Genomic DNA, 21,048 nt, shown 5'->3' on the forward strand with positions numbered 1-21,048 from the left:
GCGAGATGCGCTATTCAGCCTTGACCCAACGGATCGCCGGCGAAGGTGCCGCGGCCTGGCAGATTCACTACCGCGCCCTGGAGCTGCGCGAGGAGGGCGTCGATGTGCTGCTGCTGACCATCGGCGACCCGGATTTCGACACCCCGCGGCCGATCGTCCAGGCCGCCATCGATAGCCTGCTGGCGGGCGACACCCACTATTCGGAGGTGCGCGGCAATCGTTCGCTGCGCACCCGCATCGCCCACCGCCATGCCACCCGCAGCGGCCAGGCGGTGGACGCCGAGCATGTGGTGGTGTTGCCGGGGGCGCAATGCGCGGTGTTCTCCGTGGCCCAGTGCCTGCTCGATCCGGGCGACGAGGTGCTGGTGGCCGAGCCGATGTACGTCACCTACGAAGGGGTGTTCGGTGCCTGCGGGGCCAAGGTGTTGCCGATTCCGGTGCGCCCGGAGAACGGCTTTCGCGTCGAGCCCTCCGCGGTCGCCGCGCGCATCACGCCGAAGACCCGCGCGCTGATGCTCAACAGCCCGAACAACCCCTCCGGTGCCAGCCTGTCCCGGGAAACCTGGCAGGCCCTGGCGCGACTGTGCGTCGAGCATGACCTGTGGCTGATTTCCGACGAGGTCTACAGCGACCTGCTGTTCGACGGCGAACACATCAGCCCCGGCAGCCTGCCGGGCATGGCCGAACGCACGGCGACCATCAACAGCCTGTCCAAGTCCCATGCCATGACCGGCTGGCGGGTCGGCTGGGTGGTGGCGCCCCAGGCCCTGGCCGGGCACCTGAGCCATCTGGCGCTGTGCATGTTGTACGGATTGCCGGACTTTGTGCAGAACGCCGCGGTGGTGGCGCTGGACGCCGACCTGCCGGAACTGGAGCAGATGCGCGAGGAATATCGCCAGCGCCGCGACCTGGTGTGCGCGCAGTTGAGCCAATGCCCGGGGCTGAAGCCGGTCAAGCCCGATGGCGGCATGTTCGTCATGGTCGATGTGCGGGAAACCGGCCTGGGCGCCCAGCAATTCGCCGAGCTGCTGCTGGAAGGGCACGGCGTCTCGGTGCTCGCCGGCGAGGCCTTCGGCCCCAGCGCGGCGGGGCATATCCGTATCGGCCTGGTGGTGGATCAACAGCGTCTGGCGGACGCCTGCCAGCGGATCGTGCGTTGCACCCAGGATCTGCTCGAAGGCCGATCCTCAAAACGCCGCTGAGCCTGTAGCCGCTGCCGCAGGCTGCGATCGACCGGAACGGTCGTGGCGATCTTCAGGACGCCGAGGTCCTGCGGACCTATCGCAGCCTGCGGCAGCGGCTACAGGGTGGATCGGACGGTCGGGCAGCTACAGCGTCACACCGCGGCCTTGCGGCGCTCCCAGGCCTGGGGGTTGACCAGGTTGGCCGGACGCTGGCCGGCCAGGGCCGCCAGCAGGTTGTCGACCGCGCAGCGGGCCATGGCCTCGCGGGTCTCGAAGGTCGCCGAGCCGATGTGCGGGGTGGCCACCACATTGTTCAGCTGCAACAGCGGCGAGTCGTGGCCCAGGGGCTCACGCTCGAACACATCCAGCCCGGCCGCGCGAATCCGCCGTTGCTGCAAGGCTTCGATCAGCGCCTGTTCGTCCACCACCTTGCCCCGGGAAATATTGATGAAGATGCTTTCCGGACGCATCAGGGCGAACTCTTCGCGGCCGATCAGGCCCTGGGTCTGGTCCGTCAGCGGCAGGGTCAGGCAGATGAAGTCGGCCTGTTGCAGCAGCTCCGGCAGGCTGCAGTAGCGGGCGCCGAAACGCTGTTCCACCGCCGGCTTCGGGCTGTTGCTGTGGTAGATCACCGGCATGCCGAAACCGAAATGGCCGCGCTGGGCCAGGGCTTCGCCGATCCGCCCCATGCCGATGATGCCCAGGGTCTTGCCGTGCACGTCGCTGCCGAAATGCAGCGGGCCGATATTGCGGTTCCACTGGCCGGCGCGCACCAGGTTGGCCAGCTCCACCACGCGCCGGGCGCTGGCCAGGATCAGGGCGAAACCGGTGTCGGCGGTGGTTTCGGTGAGCACATCCGGGGTGTTGCTGAGCAGGATGTCGCGGCGGGTCAGGTAGTCGATGTCGTAGTTGTCGACGCCCACCGAGACGCTGGCCACCGCTTCCAGGCGTGGCGCCAGGTCCAGCAGTTCGGCGTCCAGGCGCAGGCTGGCGCCGAGCAGACCCTGGGCAGCGGGCAGGGCGCCGCGCAGCTTGGCCAGGCCCTGGGCGCCGAGGTCTTCGATCAGGGTCACCTGGGCCTGCTCGTGCAGGCGGGCCATCAGCGGCGGCGAGAGTTTCTTGTACAGCACGACCTGTTTTTTCATGGGGTTCACCTTGTTCGATTCAGGAATGCGCCAGGCGGCGACGTACCGGCAGCGCGCTGCGCTGGCGGTCGCTGGCGCCCGGGTTGAGAAAGAGGGTCAGCAGCACCGACAGCAGCAGCGCGCCGCTCATCAGCAGGTAGGAGGCGCCGGGCGAGCCGGTGGCGCTGTTCAGGTAGCCCACCAGGTAGGAGCCGCCGAACGAGCCCAGGGCGCCCATGCTGTTGATCAGCGCCATGGCGCCGCCGGCGACGTTGGCCGGGAGGATCTCCGGGACGATGGCGAAGAACGGCCCATAAGGCGCGTACATGCAGGCGCCGGCGATCACCAGCAGGCTGTAGGACCACCAGAAGTGCTCGGCGCCCAGCAGGTAGGAGCCGTAGAAGGCGAAGGAGGCGATCAGCAGCGGCGGCCAGACGAAACGCTTGCGCTTCTGGATCCGGTCCGAGCCCCAGGACACCCCGAGCATGGCGATCACCGCAGCCAGGTAAGGCAGCGCCGACAGCCAGCCGGCCTCGACCATGTCCATCTGCGCGCCGTGCTTGAGGATCGACGGCAGCCACAGCACGAAACCGTAGACGCCGATGCTCCAGCAGAAGAACTGCAGGGCGAGGATGATCACCTTGGGCGAGCGGAAGGCTTCGGCGTAGTTCTTCACCGCCTTGATGCCCACCTGTTCGGCGGCCAGGGCGTTTTCCAGGTCGTGTTTTTCCTGGTCGCTGAGCCACTTCGCCGCGCTTGGGCGGTCATCGGCCAGGCGCCACCAGATAAAGGCCCAGAGCACCGCCGGCAAGCCTTCGATGATGAACATCCAGCGCCAGCTGAAATGCTCCACCAGGTACCCCGAGACCACCGACATCCAGAGCATGGTCACCGGGTTGCCGAGGATCAGGAAGGTGTTGGCCCGCGAGCGTTCGGCGCGGGTGAACCAATGGCACAGGTAGACCAGCATCGCCGGCATCACCGCGGCTTCGACCACCCCGAGCATGAAGCGGATGGCGATCAGCCAATAGGCGTTGGACACCACGCCGGTGAGAGTGGCCAGGCCGCCCCAGAGGATCAGGCTGACGAAGATCAGCTTCTTGACGCTGTGTTTTTGCGCGTAGATCGCCCCCGGTACCTGGAAGAAAAAGTAACCGAGGAAGAACAAGGCGCCGAGCAGGGACGACAGGCCCGGGGTGATCATCAGGTCGGCGGCCATCCCGGAGGCGGCGGCGAACCCGTAGTTGGCGCGGTCCAGGTACGCCAGGCTGTAGGTGATGAACACGATGGGCATGATGTACCACCAGCGGCGGGTGGCGAGTTTCAGCGTTTGCATAAGGGTGCTCCTGAGCTTGTTGTTTTTGTCGCGACAGGTAACGCGTTGGTTCAATCAGGCGGTGTTGTTTTCACGGTTTTATCGCGAGCAAGCTCGCTCCTACAGAACGTGCGCAGCCCCTGTAGGAGCGAGCTTGCTCGCGATCGGTCGCGCAGCGACCGTCGGTAATTCATCGCGGCTTGGCAGGCCTTCCATGTCGCCGCGGCTCTGCACCGCGCGGCTGCCGATCCAGTTGGCGCGCTGCACCGCTTCGGCGACGCTGTGGTTTTCCAGCAGGGCGCTGATCAGGCCGACGGCGAAACCGTCGCCGGCGCCCACGGTGTCGACCACCTGGGTCACCGGTACGGCCTCGACGAAACCTTCGTGCAGCTGGGTGCGGTAATAGGCGCCATGGGCACCGAGCTTGATCGCCACGGCCTCGACGCCCTGGTCCAGGTAAAACGCCGCGATGTCGGCGGGGTCTTCATAACCGGTCAGCAGGCGGCCTTCGCTCAGGCCCGGCAGCACCCAGTGGGCGAGCACGGCCAGGCGGTTGATTTCGTCGATCATCAGTTGTTCGCTGCCCCACAGGCTGGGCCGCAGGTTCGGGTCGAAGGACACGCTGCGGCCGGCCGCGCGCATCTTGCTCATCAGGCTGTGGGACAGTTCCCGGGCCGAGGCCGAGAGCGCCGGGGGAATGCCGGTGGCGTGCAGGTGCCGGGCGCGCAGCAGCTGGGGGGCGATGTCGGCGACGCTCAAGTGGCTGGCCGCCGAACCGCGGCGGAAGTACTCCACCCGCGGATCGTCGCCGTGCTCCTCCAGGGACTTGAGCTGGAAACCGGTGGGGTGGTGCCGGTCGGTGGCGACGTAGCGGCAGTCCACGCCTTCGGCTTGCAGGCTGTCGATGACGAAGCGCCCCAGGGAGTCGGCGCCGACCCGGCTCAGCCAGCCGACCTTGAAGCCCAGGCGCGACAGGCCGATGGCCACGTTGCTGTCGGCGCCGGCGATGCGTTTGTGGAAGTGGCCGACCCGGGCCAGGTCGCCGCTCTGTTCGGCGACGAACATCGCCATGGTTTCACCGAACGACAGGATATCGAGCTCAGACATGGGCGTGCTCCAGGCGGGACTGGCCGAGGCGGGCGAGGGTGGCGACGTGTTCGCGGGTCAGCTGCACCAGGTCTTCGCCTTGCAGCGGGTATTCCACGGCCCGGGTCACACCTTGAGTCATGTGCCGCAGCAATTGTTCCCACAGGTGCAGGTCGGCCATGCCCGGCGGTATCGCCACCAGCTTGCCGTCGGCGCGCCGGGCCACGGCCTTGCAGTGCACGTAGCCGACATGCCGGCCGAGCAGGCGCGCGGCGGCGGAGGCGGACTGGTCCTGCCACTGCCAGTTGCCGATATCGAAGGTCATCTGCACCGGCAGGCGGTGGCGCTCGACCTCGGCGAAGAAGCGCTGGAAGGGTTCGATGCGCCCGCCGTGCAGGGTCTGGTCGTTTTCCACCAGCAGCTGCACCGGGGACTGCGCCAGCAGCAGGGCCAGCTGGGGCAGGTCGTTGTGCTCGGTGAAATACCCCAGGGAAACCTTGAGGCTTTTCGCGCCGAAGGCTTCGGCCCGTTGCTGCGCCTGTTCCAGCAGCGGGTTGGCTCGGGAACGCCCGGCCACCCAGAGTTCCAGCGGCGAAGAAAACACGCTTTCCAGTTGCCGCTCGCGGGTGGCCCGGGCCAACTGGGACGGGTCTTCGACGGTCAGCAGCTCTTCGCGCCATTCGATGCGCGACGCGCCGGCGGCGGCCAGCACCTCGATGAAACTGCCTTGGCCCTGCTCACGGACGCGGTCGGCGCCGTAGCTGGACAGGCTGATGGAGACAGGCGATTTATTCATGGTCATGGCCTCTGAAACCGGTTTCATTTCTGCTCAAAAAAAGCCCCCCAAAAGAAGCTCGTTTCCCTATCTTCATGCCTGCGCCGTTCCCTGTAGCCGCTGCCGCAGGCTGCGATCGGCGGCGTAGCCGTCGTAACCCGGCCGAAGCGTTTTCCAGGCCGATCGCGGACGCAGGTCTTGCGGCAACTGCGTTGCCGATCGCAGGCTCGGCAGCGGCTACGCCGGCACCGCGATTCCCGAGTCGATCAGTGGTTACAGAGACCCTCGCTGTCGGGTGGAGCCGCGGACGATCAGCTCGGCCGGGAAATCCAGCACCCGCAGCGGCTCGACATCGCCGCGCAAACGCTTGAGCAGGCACTCGAAGGCGCTGGCGCCGATGCGTTCGGTGGGTTGGGCGAGGGCGGTGATGCCGCTGCCCACCAGCGGATACCAGTCGAGGTCGTCGAGGGCGATCAGGCCGATCTCGTCGAACAGCGCGCAGCCCAGCTCGCGCAAGGCCCGGGTCGCGGCCAGGGCGGCGACGCCGTTGGCGCAGAACAGCGCTTTCGGACCGGGGCCGGGGGCGGCGAGGAACTGTTGCAGTTGCTGGTTCAGCGCGGCGCCGGTTTCCACCGCCGCGCCTTGCAAGCCCGGGCGTTGCTCGATCTGCGCCTTGAAACTGTTGCTGCGCTCGATCCGCGAGCTGGTGCCGTCATGGGGTTCGCTGACCAGCAGCAGGTCGCGGTAGCCGCGCTCTTGCAGGTGTTCGATGGCGCTGCGCACGGCTTGCGGGTTGTCCAGGCCGACCAGGTCGCTGTGCAGTTGCTCGACCTTGCGGTCCACCAGGACCATGGGCATTTCCCGGTGCAGTTCGCGCAGTTCGTCCAGATGATGGCCCAGGGTGTTCACGATCAGGCCTTCGATGTTGTACGAGCGCAGGTTGGCCAGGTGCTGGCGCTCCTGCTCGTCGTCGCGGTCGGTGTTGCACACCACCAGGCTGTAGCCGTGCTGGCGGCAGGCGGTTTCCACGCCATGCATCACGGCAATCGAATAGGGGTTGCGGATATCGGCCACCAGCATGCCGATCAGGCGCGTGCGCCCGCGTTTCAGGCCACGGGCCATCTGGTTCGGGCGGTAGCCCAGTTCGGCTATTGCCTGTTCGATGCGCAGGGCGATGGCATCGGAGAGCAGGGCGCGGTCTTCGCCGATAAAGCGCGACACGCTGGCCTTGGAGACCCCGGCGCGTTCGGCGACATCGAGCATGGTGACGCGGCTGCGCTGGGCGGCGGAAAAACTGTTCACGGGCGGCGACCTGTCTTTGGCGTTCTTGTTATGGGGTGTATCCGCTCCAGGTGCGACGTTCCGCCGCATCGCTGAAACCGGTTTCAGGAAACAGCAAAGCGCTTTCGCCGTCAAGCGCGATCAGCGCCAGCGGCATGAAAAAAATGTCATGCAGTCGATCGCGGGCGGTCTTCTTCGGTAGAGGGAGGTGTCTGGCACCTGCGTTGCTGGTGATCGCGGGCAAGCCTCGCTTCTACGGGGGAAGTCATGCGCGTGACGGGCTCTTCGTAGGAGCGAGGCTTGCCCGCGATTAAAGACCACGCGGTTTCCCGGAGAAAAACTATTCGAGGCAGCCCCGCAGATAGTCGAGCAAGGCGCCATACAGCGCATCCACCTCCGGCGCGAGGCCTCGGGCGCGCAGGCAGCCATGCACCAGGCCGAGGCCCGGGTACAGCTGGCTGTGGCCGTCGGCGGCCAGCAGTCGCTGGTGATACAGCTCGCCGTCGTCGCGCAGCGGGTCGAACTGCGCCAGGGCGATAAAGGCGGCGGGCAGGCCGCGCAAGTCCGTGGCCAGCAAGGGCCGGGCATAAGGCGAATGCCGTTCCGGGCCGGGCAGGTACAGGGCCTGGTAGGCGTCCAGGTCGTTGCTGCCGAGCAGCGGCGCGTCGGCGCACTGGCTGCGCGAGGGCAGGTCGGCGCCTCCGCCGAGGCCGGGGTACAGCAGCACTTGGGCGGCGGGCAGCTGTTCGCCGGCATCGCGCAGGGCCAGGCACAAGGCCGCGGCGAGGTTGCCGCCGGCGCTGTCGCCGATCACCAGCTGCCGCCGGGCATCCAGGGCAAAGGGGCTGGCGCCGGCCTGCAAGGCGCGCCAGGCCGCCAGGCAATCGTCGAAGGCGGCGGGGAACGGATGCTCGGGCGCCAGGCGGTAATCCACGGCAATCACCAGCACCTGCAACTGCGCCGCCAGGTAGGCGGTGATGAAGTCGTGGGAATCCAGGTCGCCGACCACCCAGCCACCACCGTGCAGGTACAACAGGCAAGGCCAGCCGTCCGCGGGCATCGGGCGGGCGGGGCAATAGGCGCGTGCCGGCACCCCGGCCAGTTGCAATTCGCTGACCCGCAGGCCCTCGGGACGGGGCGGGGTGAAGGCGCGGCACATGCGGCTGTAGCTGTCGCGCAGGCTCTTGAAGCTGTTGTCGGGGCTGGTGAAGCTCAGGGTGCGCTCGACGAAGGCGGCGAGTTGGGGGGAGAGCGGGTAGTGGCGCATGGCTGGAGGTGTCCGTTGTCTGGAAGAGGGCCATCGCGAGCTGGCTCGCGATGAGACCGGCAGGACGCCACTATTTCAGGCTGGCCTGCACCGCCGCCACGCCGTCCTTGCCCTCGAAGCTGCTGACCCCGGCCAGCCAGCGTTGCAGGTCTTCGGGGTGCTCGCGCAGCCATTGCCGCGCCACGTCCTGGGGCGTCTTGCGTTCCATGATCGGTACCATCAGCTGGCTTTCCTGGGCTGCGCTGAAGGTCAGGTTCTGCAGCAAGCGCTGGACGTTGGGGCAGCGCTCGGCGTAGTCCGGCGCGGTGACGGTGGACACCCTGGCCGCGCCTTCGTTGGGCCCGTAGACGTCTTCGCTGCCGGTCAGGTAGGCGATTCGCATGTTGATGTTCATCGGGTGCGGGGTCCAGCCGACGAAGACCACGAACTCCTTGCGGTTGATCGCCCGTTGCACCGCCGCGAGCATGCCGGCCTCGCCGGACTCCACCAGCTTGAAGCCCTTGAGGCCGAAGCGGTCGCTGTCGATCATCGTCTTGATGGTGGTGTTGGCGCCGCTGCCGGGCTCGATGCCATAAATCTTGCCGCCCAGTGGCTCCTTGAAGCGGGCGATGTCGGCGAAGGTCTTCAGGCCCGCGGTGGCGACATAGTCCGGCACGGCGAGGGTGGCCTGGGCGTCGGCCAGGCTCGGTTGGTCCAGGACCTTGACCTGCCCGGCCTCGAGGAACGGCGCGATGTTCTTGTCCATCGCCGGTTGCCAGTAGCCGAGGAAGACGTCCAGGCGCTTGTCGCGGATGCCGGCGAAGATAATCTGCTGCACGGCGCTGGTCTGTTTGCTGTCGTAACCCAGGCCGGTCAGCAGCACGTCGGCCATGCCGCTGGTGGCGATGACGTCGGTCCAGTTGACCACGCCCATGCGCACGGTCTTGCAGGAGGCGGGCTCGCTGGCCCAGGCATTGGCGCTGAGCAGCAGGGCGCCACAGAGCAGCGGGAGACAAGGCTTGAACAGGGTTTTCATCGGAGGGTCTCGTTCGGCAGGTCGTTATTGTCGGGGGCGGCGTCTTGTTGCGCCGTGCCCACCACTTTAGGTAACCCTGATCGTTATGAAAGCGCCCTGAGGCGACTGGCTTTTGCACTGGGGCGACGGCGGCCAGCCTCTTCAGGCCCACAGGCTCGCCCAGGCCGAGACCAGCAGCAACAGTGCCATGCCCTGGTTGAAACGCTGCAAGGCCAGTGGCGAACGCAGCAGCCGGGCGGAGCCGGCGCCGAGCAGCGCCCAGGCGCCGAGGCAGGGCAATGACACCAGGGAAAACACCAGCGACAGGTACAACACCTGGTCCTGGCGTTCGCTGCCGTTGCCGGCGAACACGCTGATCACGGCCAGGGCCATCATCCAGGTTTTCGGGTTGACCAGTTGCAGGCTGGCGGCGCCGAGCAGGCCCAGGCGCCGGTGGTGGGTGTCCGCTTGTGGGTCGAGGGACGCGGCCGGGGCACGGAAGATCTGCCAGGCCAGGTAGCTCAACCAGATCACCCCGGCCCAGCGCATGGCGCTCGGCAGGCCGGGCACTTCCATCAGCGTGCGGCCGAGGCCGCTGCCCACCAGCATGACGATGCCGGCGGCGGCCACGCAGGCGCCGACAACGATCGGCAGCGCGGCCTTGAACCCGTAGCGGGCGCTGTTGCTCAGCACCAGGATATTGGTCGGCCCCGGGGTGATCGAGGCGACGAAGGCGAACAGCAGGAAGGGCAGCAGGCTGGGCAGGGAAGGTAAGAAGGAGAACATCGTGGGCAGGCTCCAGTGAAGATCGAGGGAGGCGATCTTCGCCGGTGCGGGTTCAGGCGTCTGGAAGGTTTGAGCAGCGCTTGCGGTAGGCCGCCGGGGTCAGGCCATAGGCGCGGACGAACCAGCGGCCCATATGGCTCTGGTCGGCGAACCCCAGGGCCATGGCCACCTCGGCCGGCTGTTCGCCGCGGGCCAGCAGGCGTCGGGCCTTGGCCAGGCGCAACTGCACCAGGTAAGCGTGGGGCGGCAGGCCATAGGCGGCCTTGAAGGCGCGGGTCAGGCGGAAGCGGTCGACGCCGCAGACCGCGCCCAGCTCGTCCAGGCTGATGTCCTGCTGGGCGTGGGCATGCAGGTAGTCGCGGGCCTTGTGCGCCACCAGGGGCAGGCGCGGGTCTGCGTGGTAGCGCTTGCGCCAGTGCAGGTGGCCGGTGAGCTGGTCGAGCAACTGGTCCAGGGCGCTCTGGCGGACGATGCGCAGCTCGCCGTGGTGCAGGCTGTGGAAGGCATTGCTGGTGGCCAGGGCCAGGCGTTGGTCGCTGGCCAGGGTGGTGGCGAAACTCAGCTGGCTGTCGGCCGGCGCCTCTTCGAACAGCGCGCTCAGCTCACGCTCCAGCCAGTTCGGGTCGAGGTACAGCATGCGGTAGGTGAAGCCGCTTTCGGTGGGGGCATCGCCGTCATGGATTTCCCCTGGCTCGAGCAGGAACACCTTGCCCGGGGTGCTGTGAAAACGCTCGCGCCGGCAGTGGAATTGCTGCACGCCTTCTTCGGTCACGCCCACCAGGTAGCTGTCATGCCAGTGAGGGTCGTAGGCATGGCCGGTGAAATGGGCGCGCAGGGTTTCGATGCCGGTATCGGCGTCCTGGGCCAGATCGATCCAGTTGTGCGCGTTCATGGCGTGTCCGTGGCAAGGGCGAGCGTGACAGTTAGCGCCCGCCGGCCAGAGTGGGTCTAGAAGATTTGTGCGGCTTCAACCGAACAGCCCGGCGGCGATGTTGATGGAAAACCCGAGGATCGCGGTGTTGAACAGAAAGCCGATCAGCGACTGGGCCAGGACGATCTTGCGCAGCTCGCGGGTGGCGACACCGACGTCGGAAGTCTGCACCGCCACGCCGATGGTGAAGGAGAAGTACAGGAAGTCCCAGTAATTGGGGGTGGTCAGGCCTTCGGGAAAGCGCAGGGCCGGGTCCTTGCCGTTCCAAGTGTAGTAGAGGCGGGCGTAGTGCACGCTGAAGATCACCCCGATCAGCAGCCAGGAGCCGATCACCGTGAGGCCGGTAAAGGCGTAGTGCAGCAGGCGCCGGCCGGTTTCCAGGTCCTTGCTGCCGGACAGCGAGAGGGTGATGGCGGCGAGGCTGGCGATGGCCGCGATGCAGACCATGAGCAGCACCAGCCCGGCGTTTTCGTCCTCGACCTCGGCAATGCGTTTCACATCGTCGGCCTTGGAGCGCGCGGTGAGCCAGCACATCAGCGCCAGGTAGCTCCAGACCCCGGCGTTCCAGCCGATGAGAATCTTGCTGATCAGGGTGTCGGCCGGCACCAGGACGCCCGCGGCCAGGCCGATAAGGGCGCCGATGGTCAGGCGAGGGTGGGTACGTACAAGAAGGGACATGGCGGCTCGCAGTGGCGGATTTGCCGCAAACCTTAGCATGCCGTCGCCGCAGGGGCGGGGCCCCTGCGGTTACATGGCTCTTGTGTAGGAGCGAAGCTTGCTCGCGATGAGTCTTTAACGATGACTTGATAAGCCTTTAACGGTCACTCGATACGCTGAAGACCCGCCACCGCATGACTATTCGGCCGCTCCTGGCGTCGCGACGCTCACCGCTTTTTTGCCGTTGCGCCGGACCAGCCTCATCACCACCACGAAGAACACCGGCACGAACACCACCGCCAGGGTCGCGGTGATCATGCCGCCGATCACCCCGGTGCCGATGGCCTGCTGGCTGGCCGAACTGGCGCCGCTGGCGATGGCCAGGGGCACCACGCCGAGGATGAACGCCAGCGAGGTCATGACGATCGGCCGCAGGCGCAGGCGCGCGGCCTGCACCGTGGCGTCCACCAGGTCGTGGCCTTCGTCGTACAGGCTCTTGGCGAACTCGATGATCAGGATCGCGTTTTTCGCCGACAGGCCGATGATGGTGATCAGCCCGACCTTGAAGAACACGTCGTTGGGCATGCCGCGCAGGGTCACCGCCAGCACCGCGCCGAGCACGCCCAGGGGCACCACCAGCAGTACCGAGGTCGGAATCGACCAGCTCTCGTACAGCGCCGCCAGGCACAGGAACACGATCAGCAGCGACAGCCCGAGCAACAGCGGCGCCTGGCTGCCGGACAGGCGTTCCTGCAGCGACAGGCCGGTCCATTCCTGGCCCAGGCCGGTGGGCAGCTGGCTGACCAGGCGCTCGATTTCCGCCATGGCCTCGCCGGTGCTGTGGCCCGCGCTCGGCTCGCCGGAAATGCTGATGGCCGGGTAGCCGTTGTAGCGGGTCAACTGGGTCGGGCCCTGGGTCCAGCGCGCCTGGGCAAAGGCCGACAGCGGCACCATCTTGCCGAGGTTGTTGCGCACGTTGATCTTCAGCAGGTCTTCCACCTGGCTGCGTCGATCGCCCTCGGCCTGGACCACCACCCGCTGCATCCGCCCCTGGTTGGGGAAGTCGTTGATGTAGCTGGAACCGACCGCGGTGGACAGCACATTGCCGATGTCGGCAAAGGACACGCCCAAGGCATTGGCCTGCTTGCGGTCGACTTCCAGGTGCACCTGCGGCGCCTCGGCCAGGGCGCTTTCGCGCACGTTGACGAGGATCGGGCTCTTTTCCGCGGCGGCCAGCAAGTCGGTGCGGGCCTGCATCAGCGCGGCATGGCCGAGGCCGCCGCGGTCCTGCAGGCGGAACTCGAAGCCGCTGGAGGTGCCCAGGCCGTCCACCGGCGGTGGCAGCACGGCGTAGGACACCGCGTCCTTGATTTCACTGAAGGCGGCGTTGGCCCGGTCGGCGATGGATTGCGCCGAGTCGTCGCTGCCGCGCTGCGACCAGTCCTTGAGGGTGGTGAAGGTCAGCGCGGCGTTCTGCCCGCTGCCGGAGAAGCTGAAGCCGAGAATCACCGTGCTGTCGCCGACCCCTGGCTCGCTGGCGTTGTGCGCCTCGATCTGTTCCACCACCTGGATCGTGCGGTTCTTGCTCGCGCCCGGTGGCAGCTGGATGTCGGTGATGGTGTAACCCTGGTCTTCCACCGGCAGGAACGAAGAGGGCAGGCGGCTGAACAGCAGCCCCAGGCCCACCAGCAGCACGCCGTACACCAGCAGGTAGCGGCCGCAGCGTTTCAGCGCGTAGGCGACCCAGCGCTGGTAGCCGTCGCTGAGGTTTTCGAAGCGCCGGTTGAACCAGCCGAAGAAGCCGCCTTTTTCATGGTGCTCGCCCTTGGCGATCGGCTTGAGCAGGGTGGCGCACAGGGCCGGGGTCAGGGTCAGGGCGAGGAAGGCCGAGAACAGGATCGAGGTGGCCATCGACAGCGAGAACTGCTGGTAGATGACGCCCACCGAACCGGGCATGAAGGCCATCGGCAGGAACACCGCCACCAGCACCAGGGTGATGCCGACGATGGCGCCGGTGATCTGTTGCATCGCCTTGCGCGTCGCCTCCCTGGGCGACAGGCCCTCGCTGGCCATGATCCGTTCGACGTTCTCCACCACCACAATGGCGTCGTCCACCAGGATGCCGATGGCCAGGACCATGCCGAACATGGTCAGCACGTTGATCGAGAAACCCAGCGCCAGCATGGTGGCGAAGGTGCCCATGAGTGCCACCGGCACCACCAGGGTCGGGATCAGCGTATAGCGGATGTTCTGCAGGAACAGGAACATCACCGCGAACACCAGCAACATGGCTTCGCCCAGGGTGTAGACCACCTTGGTGATCGAGACCTTGACGAAGGGCGAGGTGTCGTAGGGGATCTTGTATTCCACGCCGGCCGGGAAGTAGCGCGACAGCTCGTCCATCTTCGCCCGGATCAGGGTCGCGGTGCTCAGGGCGTTGGCCCCCGGCGACAGCTGCACGCCGACCGCAGTGGAAGGCTTGCCGTTGAGGCGGGTGGAGAACTGGTATTCCTGGCTGCCGACTTCCACCCGGGCGACGTCGCCGATGCGCACGGTGGAGCCGTCCGGATTGGCCCGCAGGACAATGTCGGCGAACTCTTGCGGGGTCGACAGCTGCCCCTTGACCAATACCGTGGCGGTGATTTCCTGGGTCGAGTGGCTCGGCAGGTCGCCGATGCTGCCGGCCGAGACCTGGGCGTTCTGCGCGACGATCGCCGCGTTGACGTCGGCCGGAGTCAGGTTGAAGCCGATCAGCTTCTGTGGGTCGATCCACACCCGCATGGCGCGCTCGGCGCCGTACAGCTGGGCCTTGCCGACCCCGTCCAGGCGGCGGATCTCGTTCATCACGTTACGCGCCAGGTAGTCGCTGAGCGCGGTGTCGTCGAGCTTGCCGTCGCTGGAGGTGAGGGTGATCAGCAGCAGGAAACCGGCCGAGACCTTTTCCACCTGCAGGCCCTGTTGGGTCACCGCCTGCGGCAGGCGCGGCTCGACCACCTTGAGGCGGTTCTGCACGTCGACCTGGGCCATTTCCGGGTTGGTGCCCGGCTGGAAGGTCGCGGTGATGGTGGCGCTGCCCAGGCTGCTCTGGGACGAGAAGTACAGCAGGTGGTCGGCGCCGTTGAGTTCTTCCTCGATCAGGCTGACCACGCTTTCGTCCACGGTCTGCGCCGAGGCGCCCGGGTACACGGCGTAGATCTCGATGCTCGGCGGGGCGACGTTGGGGTACTGCGCCACCGGCAACTGCGGGATGGAAAGGGCGCCGGCCAGCAGGATAAACAGGGCGACCACCCAGGCGAACACCGGACGGTCGATAAAGAATTGCGGCATGAGGGTTCCTACCTACTGTCCAGTGGTCTGGGCAAGGGGAAGAGGGCTGTCGTCGATCTGCACCTTTTCGCCCGGACGGGCGTGCTGCAGGCCCTCGACGACGATACGGTCGCCGGCCTTGAGGCCGTCGCTGACGATCCAGCGGTCCTGTTGCACGGCGCCCAGTTGCACCGGACGCTGGACCACCCGTTGCTCGGCATCCACCAGCAACACCTGGGCGATGCCGGCGCTGTCGCGCTGGATGGCCCGCTGCGGCACGCTGATGCCCTGGCGGTTCACCGCCTGCTCCAGGCGTACGCGAATGAAGCTGCCGGGCAGCAGGTCGAGGTCCGGGTTGGGGAACTCGCTGCGCAGGATGATCTGGCCGGTGCTCGGGTCGACGCTGAGGTCGGCGAACAGCAGCTTGCCCGGCAGCGGGTAGAGGCTGCCGTCGTCCTGGATCAGCGTGGCCTTGGCCTGGTCCTGGCCGACCTGCTGCAACTGGCCGGCGCGGAAGGCCCGGCGCAGGTCGTTGAGCTCGCGGGTCGACTGGGTGAGGTCGGCGTGGATCGGGTCCAGTTGCTGGATCAGCGCCAGCGGCGTGGTTTCGTTCTGGCCCACCAGTGCGCCTTCGGTGACCAGGGCGCGGCCGACGCGCCCGGAAATTGGCGCGGTGACGGTGGCATAGCCCAGGTTCAGCCGGGCGCGCTGCACGGCGGCCTGGTTGGCGGCTACGTCGGCGGCGGTCTGGCGCGCGTTGGCCCGGGCGTTGTCGTATTCCTGGGCGCTGATGGCCTGGTCTTCGATCAACTGGGCGTAGCGCTGCTCCTGCAAGCGGGCCTGGAAGGCGTTGGCCTCGGCCTTGCGCAGGCTGGCCAGGGCGCTGTCGAGGTCGGCCTTGAACGGTGCCGGGTCGATGCGAAACAGCACGTCGCCCTGCTTGACGTCGGTGCCTTCGCGGAAGGTCCGTTGCAGCACCACCCCGGCCACCCGTGCGCGCACCTCGGCGATACGCGGCGCGGCGATGCGCCCGCTCAGTTCGCTGCTGATCGACAGCGGGCGAGTCTCGACGGTTTCGATCCGGACCTTGGCCAACGGCGCCTGTTCTTCGGCGGTGGAGGCCTGGTCGCAAGCGCTCAGCGCGGCTGCCAGCAACAACAGGCAGAACGGCGCAAACAGGTTTTTCGACATGCTGATACCCCAATGATGACTGCGGCATGCTAAGGGCATGCCGCTAGGACCGCTGTGAAGCTGTGTAGGTGCTGTGTGAAAAAGTGTGAAACGAATGCTCGGGCGGGCGCGAGGTTGTATATCCTTTGTGCCTCGCTGATCGGGCGACGGCTTCCCAGGGAACATTCTAAGGAACGTTGTCGCTGTGTTTTTATTCACTCAAAGACTTCAATCCCCATGCCCAACATCCTTCTGGTCGAAGACGACTCCGCGCTCTCCGAACTGATCGCCAGTTACCTGGAGCGCAACGGCTATCAGGTCAATGTCATCAGCCGCGGCGACCAGGTGCGCGAACGGGCGCGGGTCAACCCGCCGGACCTGGTGATTCTCGACCTGATGTTGCCCGGCCTGGACGGCTTGCAGGTCTGCCGCCTGCTGCGGGCCGATTCGGCGTCGCTGCCGATCCTGATGCTGACCGCCCGTGATGATAGCCATGATCAGGTGCTGGGTCTGGAAATGGGCGCCGACGATTATGTGACAAAGCCTTGCGAGCCGCGGGTGCTGCTGGCGCGAGTGCGCACCTTGTTGCGCCGCAGCAGCCTCGGCGAGCCGCAGACCGCCAGCGACCGGATCCTCATGGGCAACCTGTGCATCGACCTGTCGGAGCGCACCGTGAGCTGGCGCGACCAGTTGGTGGAGCTGTCCAGCGGCGAATACAACCTGCTGGTGGTGCTGGCCCGGCATGCCGGCGAGGTGCTGAGCCGCGACCAGATCCTGCAACGCCTGCGGGGCATCGAGTTCAACGGCACTGACCGCTCGGTGGACGTGGCGATTTCCAAGCTGCGGCGCAAGTTTGACGACCATGCCGGCGAGGCGCGCAAGATCAAGACCGTGTGGGGCAAGGGTTACCTGTTCAGCCGTTCCGAATGGGAATGCTGAATCGATGCTGAGAATCCTGATTCGCCTGTACCTGGTGACCATCGTCTCGTTCAGCGCGGCGATCTACCTGGTGCCGGAGCTGGTGGTGAAGGTCTTCCACGAGCGTTTCGTCACTTACAACCTGGATTATTCCCGGGGCCTGCAGACCCTGATCGTCAAACAGTTTCGCGGCGTGCCCTCAGAGCAGTGGCCGGCCCTGGCCGCGGAAATGGACCAGGAATTCCAGCCGCTGCACATCGTCCTGACCCGCAACGATGACGCCGATTTCACCCTGTACGAGCGCGAACGCCTGCAACGCGGCGAGAACGTGGTGCGGGTCGGCGACTGGGGCTGGCGCACCCTCGCGGTGGCGCCGCTGGACGAGCAGATGGCAGTGCAGATGGTGGTGCCGCCGGACCCGATCGACGTCAGCCTGCTGTACTGGAGCATCAACGTGCTGATCGGCGCGACCATGCTCGCCTGCCTGTTGCTCTGGCTGCGGCCGCACTGGCGCGACCTGGAGCGCCTGAAACACGCCGCCGAGCGTTTCGGCAAGGGCCATTTGAGCGAGCGCACGCAGATTTCCGCAAGCTCCAACATCGGCAGCCTGGCCAATGTCTTCGATACCATGGCCGGCGACATCGAGAACCTGCTGAACCAGCAACGCGACCTGCTCAACGCGGTGTCCCACGAGCTGCGCACGCCCTTGACCCGGCTCGACTTCGGCCTGGCGCTGGCGCTCTCCGACGACCTGCCGGCCACCAGCCGCGAGCGCCTGCAAGGGCTGGTGGCGCATATTCGCGAGTTGGACGAACTGGTGCTCGAGCTGCTGTCCTACAGCCGTCTGCAGATCCCGGCGCAGTTGCCGGAGCAGGTGGAGGTGTCGCTGGACGAGTTTATCGACAGCATCCTCGGCAGCGTCGACGACGAACTGGAATCCCCGGACATCGTCATCGATGTGCTGCTGCACGGCAGCCTGGAGCGCTTCAGCCTCGACCCGCGGCTGACCGCCCGGGCGATCCAGAACCTGCTGCGCAACGCCACGCGCTATTGCGAAAAGCGTATCCAGGTGGGGGTGCACGTCAGCGAGCGCGGCTGTGAAATCTGGGTCGACGACGATGGCATCGGCATTCCCGACGACGAGCGCGAGCGGGTGTTCGAACCCTTTTACCGCCTGGACCGCAGCCGCGATCGCGCCACCGGCGGCTTCGGCCTCGGCCTGGCCATCAGCCGCCGGGCCCTGGAAGCCCAGGGCGGGACCCTGACCGTCGAAGCCTCACCGCTGGGCGGCGCGCGTTTCCGCCTGTGGCTGCCGATGCCGGCCTGAGCCTTGCCGGGCACCCCCGGCGACGGGGAGTGCCCGGCACACCGGCGTTTAGGGAAGGTGCTGCATCAGCACAATGCGGTCGGCTGCAGCTCGCTGGCCTTGATCAGGTTCACCCCCGCCGCGCGCATCTGCCGGGTGGCCTTGTCCAGCGAGCCGTCCATGTCGATGGCCCGGCAGGCATCGACGATCACGAAGGTATTGAACCCCGCCGCCCGCGCATCCAGCGCCGACCAGGCCACGCAATAGTCCAGGGCCAGTCCCACCAGATACACCGTGTCGATGCCGCGCTGGCTCAGGTAGCCGGCCAGGCCGGTCGTGGTGCTGCGGTCCGCCTCGACGAAGGCCGAGTAACTGTCGATATCCGGATTGCAGCCCTTGCGCAGGATCAACTGGGCGTGGGGCAGGTTGAGTTTGGGGTGCAGTTCGGCGCCACGGCTGGCCTGTACGCAATGGTCCGGCCAGAGCACCTGCGGACCATAGGGCAATTGGATGATGTCGTTCGGTGCGTGGCCGTCGTGGCTGGAGGCGAACGAGATATGCCCGGCCGGGTGCCAGTCCTGGGCGATCACCACCTGCTTGAAGTGGCTGCCCAGGCGATTGATCAAGGGCACGATCTGGTCGCCTCCGGGCACGGCCAGCGCGCCACCGGGGATGAAGTCGTTCTGTACGTCGATGACCAGCAGTGCCTTGCGTGAGCGACGGCTGCTGGCGGTTTTGGCAGTAGGCATGTGCAAGCTCCCTGGGTTGAGCAATGAGTCCATTCTCCCAGAGCATAGCGTGCCCGTTCCATGGCGCCGTTCCGCCGGTCAGGGCGTGGGAATCGACTGACCTCGGGTCTTGCCGCCAGCGGCGATGGCCTCTTCATAGCGGTTATGGGGGAGCAGGCCACTGGCCTGGTCGGTGCGGTCGGCGTCCGGTAGCCGGGTGGTGCGCTGGCTGACGCAGCGCTGGTTCTTGCTGTCCCAGACCTGGCCGTCCGGGCAGTTGGCGGCGACCGCCAGCAAGGTCGTCAGCAGGCCGCCGGCGAGCAGCAGCGGGGCGCCGAAGGCGAGGGCAGGGATGTTCATCGCGCGGTCTCCATGCGGATAGCGGTCCCTCCATTAAAGGTCCATCGCCCTGGCCGCGCTGCCCAAACTGACAGATTTTTCATGCCGTCAGTCGCCTGGGCGGGGCTATGCTGGGCAGCACTGGCCAATGATCTGGAGCCGACCGATGAAAGACCCGCAACCTGCGATCCATCACGCTGCCGCCGACGGCTACAAGGGCGCGGCCGACACCTATGTGCGTGGCCGCCCGGACTACCCGCCGGCACTGGACCAGTGGCTGCGCACAAGCCTGGGCTTGCAGGCCGGCCAGGTGGCGGTCGATCTCGGCGCCGGCACCGGCAAGTTCACCGGGCGCCTGCTGGCCACCGGGGCGCGGGTGATCGCCGTGGAGCCGGTGGCGCAGATGCGCGCCAGGCTCGCCGCCCGCTATCCCCAGGCCGAAGCCCTGAGCGGCACCGCCACTGCTATTGCGCTGGCCGACGAATCGGTGGACGCCGTGGTCTGCGCCCAGGCCTTTCACTGGTTTGCCAGCCATGAAGCGTTGAGCGAAATCGCCCGGGTGCTCAAGCCGGGCGGCCGCCTGGGCCTGGTGTGGAACCTGCGCGATGCGCGGGTGCCGTGGGTGCAGCGCCTGGACCGGATCGTCAACGCCCTGCAAGGCGACACGCCGCGCTATTACACCGGGGCCTGGCGCCAGGCCTTTCCCCATCCGAGTTTCACGCCCTTGCAGGAGCAGCACTTTCGCAACAGCCACAGCGGCGCGCCGCAGAACGTGATTTTCGATCGGGTGCGCTCCACCAGCTTTATTGCGGCCTTGCCGGATGCGCAGAGGGCGGAGGTCGACCGGCAGATCGCCGCCTTGATCGCCGAAGAACCGGAGCTGCGGGATAAATGCGTGGTCAGCGTGCCTTACGAAACCGCGGCGTTCTGGGCCCACAAAATCCCCTGATTGCTTTTGCAGGAGAGAGCAGTCCCGGTTTTGGCCGATGCGCTGCCTTACTGCGCGGCACAGGCCCTTGCTATAGTTCGGGCCTCATTTTTTTGCCCGGTAAGGAATGCTGCCATGTCCGAATATCAAGCCTTTCGCGTCGAACTTGCTGACAACATCGCCCATGTGCAGATCAACCGGCCGGAAAAGATCAACTCGATGAACGCCGCGTTCTGGAGTGAGATCATCGAGATCTTCCGCTGGATCGACGACACCGACGCGGTCCGCGTGGTGGTGCTGAGCGGCGCCGGCAAGCACTTTTCCTCGGGCATCGACCTGATGATGCTGGCGGGCGTGGCCAACGAACTGGGCAAGGACGTCGGGCGCAACGCGCGCCTGCTGCGGCGCAAGATCCTGCAGCTGCAGGCATCCTTCAATGCCGTCGACAACTGCCGCAAGCCGGTGCTGGCGGCGATCCAGGGTTACTGCCTGGGCGGCGCCATCGACCTGATCGCCGCCTGCGACATGCGCTACGCCGCCGCGGACGCGCAATTCTCGATCAAGGAAATCGATATCGGCATGGCCGCCGATGTCGGCACGTTGCAACGTTTGCCGCGTATCATCGGTGACGGCATGCTGCGCGAACTGGCTTACACTGGGCGCACCTTCGGCGCCGAGGAGGCGCGCAGCATCGGCCTGGTCAATCGCACCTACGCCGACAGCGAAAGCCTGCTCGACGGCGTGATGGGCATTGCCTGGGAAATCGCCAGCAAGTCGCCGATCGCCGTCAGCGGTACCAAGGAAATGATCAGCTACATGCGCGACCACCGCATCGACGACGGCCTGGAATACATCGCTACCTGGAACGCCGCCATGCTGCAATCCACCGACCTGCGCGTGGCCATGGCTGCCCATATGAGCAAACAGAAACCTGAATTTCTGGACTGATTGAA

The 21,048-nt window shown here is 66.6% G+C and carries 20 protein-coding genes; 5 read left to right on the top strand and 15 right to left on the bottom strand.

Going from position 1 to position 21,048, the window contains the following annotated elements:
• Positions 1 to 5 precede the first annotated feature (5 nt).
• The gene (locus J4E58_RS07470; RefSeq protein WP_087090620.1) at positions 6 to 1,202 is read left to right on the top strand and encodes a pyridoxal phosphate-dependent aminotransferase; all 1,197 of its coding nucleotides are present in this window, start codon (positions 6 to 8) and stop codon (positions 1,200 to 1,202) included.
• 134 nt (positions 1,203 to 1,336) lie between these two features.
• Here J4E58_RS07470 and J4E58_RS07475 read toward each other — a convergent pair whose 3' ends face one another.
• From J4E58_RS07475 to J4E58_RS07535, 13 genes are all read right to left on the bottom strand, one after another.
• Positions 1,337 to 2,329 carry a D-glycerate dehydrogenase gene (locus J4E58_RS07475; protein WP_087090622.1) on the bottom strand — a complete coding sequence of 331 codons (993 nt, stop codon included), beginning with the start codon at positions 2,327 to 2,329 and terminating at the stop codon, positions 1,337 to 1,339.
• Positions 2,330 to 2,348: 19 nt separating this feature from the next.
• On the bottom strand, positions 2,349 to 3,644 hold the full coding sequence (locus J4E58_RS07480) for an MFS transporter (RefSeq protein ID WP_087090625.1): 1,296 nt from the start codon (positions 3,642 to 3,644) through the stop codon (positions 2,349 to 2,351).
• Positions 3,645 to 3,743: 99 nt separating this feature from the next.
• Positions 3,744 to 4,730, bottom strand: coding sequence for a sugar kinase (locus J4E58_RS07485; RefSeq protein ID WP_087090627.1), 987 nt, complete (start codon positions 4,728 to 4,730; stop codon positions 3,744 to 3,746).
• Positions 4,723 to 5,505 carry a sugar phosphate isomerase/epimerase gene (locus J4E58_RS07490; protein ID WP_087091161.1) on the bottom strand — a complete coding sequence of 261 codons (783 nt, stop codon included), beginning with the start codon at positions 5,503 to 5,505 and terminating at the stop codon, positions 4,723 to 4,725. Before J4E58_RS07490 ends, J4E58_RS07485 begins: the two co-directional genes overlap by 8 nt.
• Before the next feature lie 252 nt (positions 5,506 to 5,757).
• On the bottom strand, positions 5,758 to 6,786 hold the full coding sequence (locus J4E58_RS07495; protein ID WP_087090629.1) for a LacI family DNA-binding transcriptional regulator: 1,029 nt from the start codon (positions 6,784 to 6,786) through the stop codon (positions 5,758 to 5,760).
• A 28-nt stretch (positions 6,787 to 6,814) separates the two neighbouring features.
• Positions 6,815 to 7,009, bottom strand: a complete 195-nt coding sequence (locus J4E58_RS07500; protein ID WP_101338175.1) for a hypothetical protein — start codon at positions 7,007 to 7,009, stop codon at positions 6,815 to 6,817.
• Positions 7,010 to 7,105: 96 nt separating this feature from the next.
• The gene (locus J4E58_RS07505; RefSeq protein WP_087090631.1) at positions 7,106 to 8,032 is read right to left on the bottom strand and encodes an alpha/beta hydrolase; all 927 of its coding nucleotides are present in this window, start codon (positions 8,030 to 8,032) and stop codon (positions 7,106 to 7,108) included.
• 70 nt (positions 8,033 to 8,102) lie between these two features.
• Positions 8,103 to 9,047, bottom strand: coding sequence for a choline ABC transporter substrate-binding protein (locus J4E58_RS07510; protein ID WP_087090633.1), 945 nt, complete (start codon positions 9,045 to 9,047; stop codon positions 8,103 to 8,105).
• A gap of 141 nt (positions 9,048 to 9,188) precedes the next feature.
• The gene (locus tag J4E58_RS07515; RefSeq protein WP_087090635.1) at positions 9,189 to 9,812 is read right to left on the bottom strand and encodes a LysE family translocator; all 624 of its coding nucleotides are present in this window, start codon (positions 9,810 to 9,812) and stop codon (positions 9,189 to 9,191) included.
• Between the two features lie 52 nt (positions 9,813 to 9,864).
• The gene (locus J4E58_RS07520; protein WP_087090637.1) at positions 9,865 to 10,704 is read right to left on the bottom strand and encodes an AraC family transcriptional regulator; all 840 of its coding nucleotides are present in this window, start codon (positions 10,702 to 10,704) and stop codon (positions 9,865 to 9,867) included.
• Positions 10,705 to 10,779: 75 nt separating this feature from the next.
• Positions 10,780 to 11,421 carry a DUF1345 domain-containing protein gene (locus J4E58_RS07525; RefSeq protein ID WP_007923170.1) on the bottom strand — a complete coding sequence of 214 codons (642 nt, stop codon included), beginning with the start codon at positions 11,419 to 11,421 and terminating at the stop codon, positions 10,780 to 10,782.
• 177 nt (positions 11,422 to 11,598) lie between these two features.
• Positions 11,599 to 14,727 (bottom strand): efflux RND transporter permease subunit, encoded by a 3,129-nt coding sequence (locus tag J4E58_RS07530; protein ID WP_087090639.1) that lies wholly within the window; start codon positions 14,725 to 14,727, stop codon positions 11,599 to 11,601.
• Between the two features lie 12 nt (positions 14,728 to 14,739).
• Positions 14,740 to 15,897 carry an efflux RND transporter periplasmic adaptor subunit gene (locus J4E58_RS07535; protein WP_087090641.1) on the bottom strand — a complete coding sequence of 386 codons (1,158 nt, stop codon included), beginning with the start codon at positions 15,895 to 15,897 and terminating at the stop codon, positions 14,740 to 14,742.
• A 216-nt stretch (positions 15,898 to 16,113) separates the two neighbouring features.
• Between J4E58_RS07535 and J4E58_RS07540 the strand changes: the two genes are divergently transcribed.
• Both J4E58_RS07540 and J4E58_RS07545 read left to right on the top strand, forming a co-directional pair.
• Positions 16,114 to 16,815, top strand: coding sequence for a response regulator transcription factor (locus tag J4E58_RS07540; RefSeq protein WP_009044166.1), 702 nt, complete (start codon positions 16,114 to 16,116; stop codon positions 16,813 to 16,815).
• A gap of 4 nt (positions 16,816 to 16,819) precedes the next feature.
• On the top strand, positions 16,820 to 18,121 hold the full coding sequence (locus tag J4E58_RS07545; protein WP_087090643.1) for an ATP-binding protein: 1,302 nt from the start codon (positions 16,820 to 16,822) through the stop codon (positions 18,119 to 18,121).
• A 65-nt stretch (positions 18,122 to 18,186) separates the two neighbouring features.
• On the opposite strand, the gene pncA is transcribed toward J4E58_RS07545, so the two are convergent.
• Together pncA and J4E58_RS07555 are read right to left on the bottom strand one after the other, a co-directional pair.
• Positions 18,187 to 18,849: a bifunctional nicotinamidase/pyrazinamidase gene (pncA, locus tag J4E58_RS07550; protein ID WP_053261447.1), complete on the bottom strand. Its 663-nt coding sequence runs from the start codon at positions 18,847 to 18,849 to the stop codon at positions 18,187 to 18,189.
• A 78-nt stretch (positions 18,850 to 18,927) separates the two neighbouring features.
• On the bottom strand, positions 18,928 to 19,188 hold the full coding sequence (locus tag J4E58_RS07555; protein ID WP_087090645.1) for a hypothetical protein: 261 nt from the start codon (positions 19,186 to 19,188) through the stop codon (positions 18,928 to 18,930).
• Positions 19,189 to 19,333: 145 nt separating this feature from the next.
• Here J4E58_RS07555 and J4E58_RS07560 point away from each other — a divergent pair, with 145 nt between their 5' ends.
• Together J4E58_RS07560 and J4E58_RS07565 are read left to right on the top strand one after the other, a co-directional pair.
• Complete coding sequence (locus tag J4E58_RS07560) at positions 19,334 to 20,116, top strand: class I SAM-dependent methyltransferase (protein ID WP_087090647.1); 783 nt, start codon at positions 19,334 to 19,336, stop codon at positions 20,114 to 20,116.
• Positions 20,117 to 20,230: 114 nt separating this feature from the next.
• Positions 20,231 to 21,043 (top strand): crotonase/enoyl-CoA hydratase family protein, encoded by an 813-nt coding sequence (locus tag J4E58_RS07565; protein ID WP_087090649.1) that lies wholly within the window; start codon positions 20,231 to 20,233, stop codon positions 21,041 to 21,043.
• Positions 21,044 to 21,048: the final 5 nt, after the last annotated feature.

This window comes from Pseudomonas sp. FW305-25 (genome assembly GCF_017351415.1).
Lineage (GTDB): Bacteria > Pseudomonadota > Gammaproteobacteria > Pseudomonadales > Pseudomonadaceae > Aquipseudomonas > Aquipseudomonas chlororaphis.

Bases quoted from the DNA above. Each gene is read 5' to 3' on its own strand.
- J4E58_RS07470 (WP_087090620.1), top strand. From the start codon at position 6: ATGCGCTATTCAGCCTTGACCCAACGGATCGCCGGCGAAGGTGCCGCG.
- J4E58_RS07475 (WP_087090622.1), bottom strand. From the start codon at position 2,329: ATGAAAAAACAGGTCGTGCTGTACAAGAAACTCTCGCCGCCGCTGATG.
- J4E58_RS07480 (WP_087090625.1), bottom strand. From the start codon at position 3,644: ATGCAAACGCTGAAACTCGCCACCCGCCGCTGGTGGTACATCATGCCC.
- J4E58_RS07485 (WP_087090627.1), bottom strand. From the start codon at position 4,730: ATGTCTGAGCTCGATATCCTGTCGTTCGGTGAAACCATGGCGATGTTC.
- J4E58_RS07490 (WP_087091161.1), bottom strand. From the start codon at position 5,505: ATGAATAAATCGCCTGTCTCCATCAGCCTGTCCAGCTACGGCGCCGAC.
- J4E58_RS07505 (WP_087090631.1), bottom strand. From the start codon at position 8,032: ATGCGCCACTACCCGCTCTCCCCCCAACTCGCCGCCTTCGTCGAGCGC.
- J4E58_RS07510 (WP_087090633.1), bottom strand. From the start codon at position 9,047: ATGAAAACCCTGTTCAAGCCTTGTCTCCCGCTGCTCTGTGGCGCCCTG.
- J4E58_RS07515 (WP_087090635.1), bottom strand. From the start codon at position 9,812: ATGTTCTCCTTCTTACCTTCCCTGCCCAGCCTGCTGCCCTTCCTGCTG.
- J4E58_RS07520 (WP_087090637.1), bottom strand. From the start codon at position 10,704: ATGAACGCGCACAACTGGATCGATCTGGCCCAGGACGCCGATACCGGC.
- J4E58_RS07525 (WP_007923170.1), bottom strand. From the start codon at position 11,421: ATGTCCCTTCTTGTACGTACCCACCCTCGCCTGACCATCGGCGCCCTT.
- J4E58_RS07530 (WP_087090639.1), bottom strand. From the start codon at position 14,727: ATGCCGCAATTCTTTATCGACCGTCCGGTGTTCGCCTGGGTGGTCGCC.
- J4E58_RS07535 (WP_087090641.1), bottom strand. From the start codon at position 15,897: ATGTCGAAAAACCTGTTTGCGCCGTTCTGCCTGTTGTTGCTGGCAGCC.
- J4E58_RS07540 (WP_009044166.1), top strand. From the start codon at position 16,114: ATGCCCAACATCCTTCTGGTCGAAGACGACTCCGCGCTCTCCGAACTG.
- J4E58_RS07545 (WP_087090643.1), top strand. From the start codon at position 16,820: ATGCTGAGAATCCTGATTCGCCTGTACCTGGTGACCATCGTCTCGTTC.
- pncA (WP_053261447.1), bottom strand. From the start codon at position 18,849: ATGCCTACTGCCAAAACCGCCAGCAGCCGTCGCTCACGCAAGGCACTG.
- J4E58_RS07555 (WP_087090645.1), bottom strand. From the start codon at position 19,188: ATGAACATCCCTGCCCTCGCCTTCGGCGCCCCGCTGCTGCTCGCCGGC.
- J4E58_RS07560 (WP_087090647.1), top strand. From the start codon at position 19,334: ATGAAAGACCCGCAACCTGCGATCCATCACGCTGCCGCCGACGGCTAC.
- J4E58_RS07565 (WP_087090649.1), top strand. From the start codon at position 20,231: ATGTCCGAATATCAAGCCTTTCGCGTCGAACTTGCTGACAACATCGCC.